The organism is Burkholderia sp. Tr-862, from assembly GCF_011753085.1.
GTDB classification, from domain to species: Bacteria; Pseudomonadota; Gammaproteobacteria; order Burkholderiales; family Burkholderiaceae; genus Burkholderia; species Burkholderia ambifaria.
The window spans coordinates 1-257 of the sequence record NZ_VWWG01000435.1 but is presented as its reverse complement, the minus strand read 5'-3'; the positions used below and the strand labels follow the sequence as shown (position 1 = coordinate 257).

Sequence of the window (257 nt, the reverse complement as noted above, 5' to 3'; positions counted from 1 at the left end):
CTTTCGTCAGTTGATCGACGTTCACCGCATCCGTGCCGGCCTTGCCCTCTGCAACGTTCGACAGCGTCACCGGGCCCGTCGACTTCCCGCCGCCCAGCGTCACCGAGTTGTAGTTCGGCGTGCCGTCGGTCTTCTTGTCGTACGTCACCGCGGCAATCGACTTGCCGTCACCATCGATCAGGCCCGACGACTTCAGCTGCGACACGTTCACCGCATCCATGTCGGCCGTACCAGCCTTCACGTTCGACAGCGTCGTG

The 257-nt window shown here is 63.0% G+C and carries 1 pseudogene; it reads right to left on the bottom strand.

Annotated features, from left to right (window positions below):
* Positions 1 to 257: pseudogene (locus F3J14_RS35355) on the bottom strand (hypothetical protein); the annotation flags it as partial.